At 43.8% G+C, this 251-nt stretch carries 1 protein-coding gene; it reads right to left on the bottom strand.

The genetic code is table 11. The features are described from left to right. On the bottom strand, positions 1-222 hold a 222-nt coding region (locus tag ACODJP_RS14360; protein WP_422482654.1), incomplete at its 3' end, for a hypothetical protein. Between the last annotated feature and the right edge of the window lie 29 nt (positions 223-251).

Below are 251 nucleotides of genomic sequence, written 5' to 3'. Positions count from 1 at the left end.
GACAGACACATCTGTGAAAGAAACTCTCTTCAATGCATATAGGTGAGAGGATGAGGTATTTGCCAGGACCAACCACCAAGCTTCGTCTTTAACCTTTGGAAAGCGAGGAGTAAAAGCTCTCGGTGTTTTCTTATGCCTCTTTGTCTTTTCCATTCTAACATTAAGACGAGCACTAGGATTACCAGCGGTAGTGTGTTTCTGAACTTTCAGTCGCACTTGAATGCGAGGAAAATGCTGCAGTTCCTCCTGTA

Origin of the sequence: Pleomorphochaeta sp. DL1XJH-081, from assembly GCF_049310885.1 — a bacterium.
Taxonomy (GTDB): domain Bacteria; phylum Spirochaetota; class Spirochaetia; order Sphaerochaetales; family Sphaerochaetaceae; genus CAYZJV01.
The sequence above is the reverse complement of the archived record's forward strand: the minus strand, read 5'-3'. Positions and strand labels throughout refer to the sequence as shown.